The sequence below is a fragment of the Spirulina sp. CCY15215 genome (assembly GCF_016888125.1).
Lineage (GTDB): Bacteria > Cyanobacteriota > Cyanobacteriia > Cyanobacteriales > Spirulinaceae > CCY15215.
This window is the reverse complement of the sequence record NZ_JACSWA010000586.1, coordinates 1-3,346: the sequence shown is the minus strand read 5'-3', so window position 1 is coordinate 3,346 and position 3,346 is coordinate 1. Positions and strand designations below refer to the sequence as shown.

Annotated in this window: 5 protein-coding genes; 2 read left to right on the top strand and 3 right to left on the bottom strand. The window is 42.4% G+C overall.

Annotated features, from left to right (window positions below; all coding sequences use genetic code 11):
• Nucleotides 1–139: 139 nt before the first annotated feature.
• Nucleotides 140–319 (bottom strand): 50S ribosomal protein L32, encoded by a 180-nt coding sequence (rpmF, locus tag JUI58_RS21870; protein WP_204105962.1) that lies wholly within the window; start codon nt 317–319, stop codon nt 140–142.
• Nucleotides 320–513: 194 nt separating this feature from the next.
• On the opposite strand from rpmF, the gene JUI58_RS21865 reads away from it, so the two are divergent.
• Nucleotides 514–888: a hypothetical protein gene (locus JUI58_RS21865; protein WP_204105961.1), complete on the top strand. Its 375-nt coding sequence runs from the start codon at nt 514–516 to the stop codon at nt 886–888.
• A 125-nt stretch (nt 889–1,013) separates the two neighbouring features.
• On the opposite strand, the gene JUI58_RS21860 is transcribed toward JUI58_RS21865, so the two are convergent.
• A complete protein-coding gene (locus tag JUI58_RS21860; RefSeq protein WP_204105960.1) occupies nt 1,014–1,769 on the bottom strand; it encodes a peptidylprolyl isomerase in 756 nt (251 codons plus the stop codon).
• A 134-nt stretch (nt 1,770–1,903) separates the two neighbouring features.
• Nucleotides 1,904–2,191 (bottom strand): NfeD family protein, encoded by a 288-nt coding sequence (locus JUI58_RS21855; protein WP_204105959.1) that lies wholly within the window; start codon nt 2,189–2,191, stop codon nt 1,904–1,906.
• Between the two features lie 281 nt (nt 2,192–2,472).
• Between JUI58_RS21855 and JUI58_RS21850 the strand changes: the two genes are divergently transcribed.
• Nucleotides 2,473–3,039, top strand: a complete 567-nt coding sequence (locus tag JUI58_RS21850) for a glyoxalase-like domain protein (protein WP_204105958.1) — start codon at nt 2,473–2,475, stop codon at nt 3,037–3,039.
• Nucleotides 3,040–3,346: the final 307 nt, after the last annotated feature.

The following is a 3,346-nucleotide window of genomic DNA, read 5'->3' as shown; positions in this document are numbered from 1 at the left end:
ACTGAGAACGCCAGTTGTTCTGGGAACGCTACGAGGTCTCTCGTAGCTGAAAGAATCCCCAACCATAATCTTTGATTTGGTTGGGGAGCGTTCAATTGACAGGTTATTTCAGTTCATTATCTCTAAAACTTATCCCCCGTTATTCCTCATCATCCTCGTCATCCTCATCCGTGGGATAAACAAAACTGCTTGGTTGTCCCGTCAGGATGGATTTCCCTTGAGATAAGGCTCTTTGCGCGGCGATCGCGGCTTTGTGTTTCCAAGTGGCTTTGCGTTTGTCACGCTTACTTTTAGAAGTTTTCTTCTTGGGGACTGCCATTGTTTTAAGTTACAAGTATGCTGAATGGACAACTGCCCATTATATCTTGAAATCGCCAGATTATTTTTCCTTTTTCTCTTTCCCCAATACCCTAGACCAAAGGCGATAAAAACGCTATATTTAGGGTGTACTCGTTCTTTATTCCCGATACCACACTACTTCTAGCGTTTATCCTTCTAATTTCTTTTCCAGCTATGAGTGCCTTACCCGTTCCTGATTTTACCATTAATAATCCCCAAGAGCTTGCTTCTTATTTGCGAGAATCTGTTTCTTGGCGAGAAATTGAAGCACTTACCCGCAATTATGCTCATTGGAAAGAAGAAGCCTGGGCATTACTCTCAGATAGCGATCGCGATCGCATCAAAACCCTCAAACGCTGGAAAGATAGCGCGATCGTCCAAAAATTTCCTCTCGGGACTTCCGTTCAGCGCCTCGACGATACAGAAAACTTAATGGGAGAAGTGATTAACTATTGGCAAGCCTACGGTGTAGATTATATTACATTTCAAGTTGGCCAAGACATCGATTGGTGTCGCGCCAGCAATCTCAGACGCAGGGAAATTTCGTAAAATTCATCCGTAAAATTTATCCTTGATTATTTTTCCGTCTTTCATAGGTGTTGATATTTAGTTAAACTTTACAATACAGGTTTTTTGTGAGCGATCGAGCCAACAAAACGACGGTTGTTCCCCTGCTATTCGGCTTCGATCTTGACCTTCAACCCCCGAACTTTTTCGTCTAACCATTGCTCGAAAATCTCATTTTGCAGGGTTTCTTTGATTTGGTTATCCTCGAGGGAAGCAGGAAGAAATTGTTCGATACGGAAGATTAACCAGCGTTCTTCTAATTGTAGGGGTCCGACGATATCTCCTGGGTTTCCATCGTCGATCGCAGCGCGAAGGCGATCGGGTAAAGTGGCGCGGCTGACAGGTCCTAGCATCCCGTTCACAATACGATCTTCCCCTAAAGAGTGTTTTTTCGCCAATCTTTCAAAAGGGGTACCTTCGAGAATTTGCAAGTGAAGTTCTTCCGCCAGTTCCCGATTATCTACGATAATACGAGAGAGGACAATGCGATCGAGGGCGAGTTTGCGATCGATAAAATGTTCTTGTAATTTGGGTTCGGCAATTTTTACTTTCAGTTGTGCCAATTGTACGCCCCCTGCAACTTGTCCGTGAAACCTTTCATAAGTAAGATTATTCCTGATCAGCCATTCGTTAAAGGTTTTCGGTTCACTGAGTTGATTTTGCAGGCGAAAATTAATTACCGCTTGTTCGACAATGGCTGTACTATCGGGAAGTTCTTCTTCTTTGAGGGTTTTTTCGAGAATGTACTGTCGGAGAATCTCAACAATAAAACTCTGAAGTTTCCCGGCTGCTTGAAGATAGCCGAGGGTTTGATCGAGAGAAATAGATTGCTCGTCGATAGTGAGAAAAGCATTAGAAGTCATAAAGGATTGCGATCGCAGCATTCACTAGGGATAATTGTACTTGGTAATGGGTAACTCATAACTCATAACTCATAACTCATAACTCATAATAAGCGCGATCGCACCCTGAATCTTCACTAAATCGCGCATAGGATTTAAGACGGATTAACACTGTGCAGGGGTTGTACTAAAAAGGTGGTACTATTCGATCTGCCGACAATGAGGACAATTTCCCCTTCTGGGATAATGATATCCAGTTCACACCGTGCCAGCCACCAAGACGCAAGATAGTGAATTTGCCCGTTGTGATGGGGTGCGATCGCTTCAGTAACAATGGCTTCATCAAAATGCTGGGTTAATTGTACCTTCTGAACAAAGCGATTATTATCTAAAGGGCGATTGTCACCGAAAAACCCAAAAAACCGGAATACTGCTAAAAACATGGTCATTCCCTCCAAATCGAACAACAGAGTGAGAAAATATCTCTTTAATATTATCTCTAGAATGATTTTGTATTTTTATGCAGATAACTGCAAATATTACAATATTTTAAGACTGGTTATTGTACTTTAGCGCTTTGCAAGGAATCGATCCTCCTCTTTTGCATCATTCATCATTCATCATTCCTGCCAGCCCCCCGTTCCCTTTGCCTCCAAAATTGCGTAGAATTAGGAGGTAAAAAAATAGCTAAGATTAAGAAAAGCGATCGCCGTTGATAACAACTATGGTTTTACAGTTCCCCGTATTAGGCGCATTTTTTCTAGGATTGGACAGTTTGTTCTCCACCCAAGGCATTATGGTTATGCTGTTGGTGGGGTATGCAGGGGCAATGTGGATGTTTCTCACCAGCGCCCCTAAAGTTTATACCGTCATGGTTTCGGATTTGCGAGTTGCGAAAGAATTTTACGAAGGATTGCTGGCTTTATCCGTCGCGGATGTTCCTCTACATTACTACTATAACTACGAGCAAACAATGGGAGCAGCAAGTATTGACCCACTTTATATGTCGGCGACTCCGACAGCAATGGGAACCGCGACAGGATCCGCAGGAAGTGAGGGATTATGGTATCAATTAAAGAAAAATACACAGTTGCACGTCATTTCTGGAGCAAGTTTCGGCGATAAAAATCGTCAGCGTCACGTTTGTTTCGATCGCGAGTGTTTGGATGCAATTCTTTTACGCATTCAATCTCGTCGTTTACGGTTTAAAATTCGCAGTAAAAAGCCATTGAATTTTTTGGTGAAAGATATTGAAAATCGCACGATTGAAATGGCGGAAGTCTCGAATTAAAAGAAAACAAAATTTGCATTTTGGGTGCATCTCAAAGTTGCAAATTGACAACATTTCCTCGAATAACTAAAACTCTGAATAACTAAAACTCTAGGGAGCGAGGGAATAATTAGAACTAGGGAGCGAGGGAATAATTAGAACTAGGGAGCGAGGGAATAATTAGAACTAGGGAGCGAGGGAATAATTAGAACTAGGGAGCGAGACGCTCCCACTACAATAACCGATAATTTAGGTAGTGCGAGCATCTTGCTCGCTGTTTTCATAACTACAATAACCGATAATTTAGGTAGTGCGAGCATCTTGCTCG

What these genes read in the sequence shown, in the direction of transcription:
- rpmF (WP_204105962.1), bottom strand. Translation starts at nt 319, where the DNA reads ATGGCAGTCCCCAAGAAGAAAACTTCTAAAAGTAAGCGTGACAAACGC.
- JUI58_RS21865 (WP_204105961.1), top strand. Translation starts at nt 514, where the DNA reads ATGAGTGCCTTACCCGTTCCTGATTTTACCATTAATAATCCCCAAGAG.
- JUI58_RS21860 (WP_204105960.1), bottom strand. Translation starts at nt 1,769, where the DNA reads ATGACTTCTAATGCTTTTCTCACTATCGACGAGCAATCTATTTCTCTC.
- JUI58_RS21855 (WP_204105959.1), bottom strand. Translation starts at nt 2,191, where the DNA reads ATGTTTTTAGCAGTATTCCGGTTTTTTGGGTTTTTCGGTGACAATCGC.
- JUI58_RS21850 (WP_204105958.1), top strand. Translation starts at nt 2,473, where the DNA reads ATGGTTTTACAGTTCCCCGTATTAGGCGCATTTTTTCTAGGATTGGAC.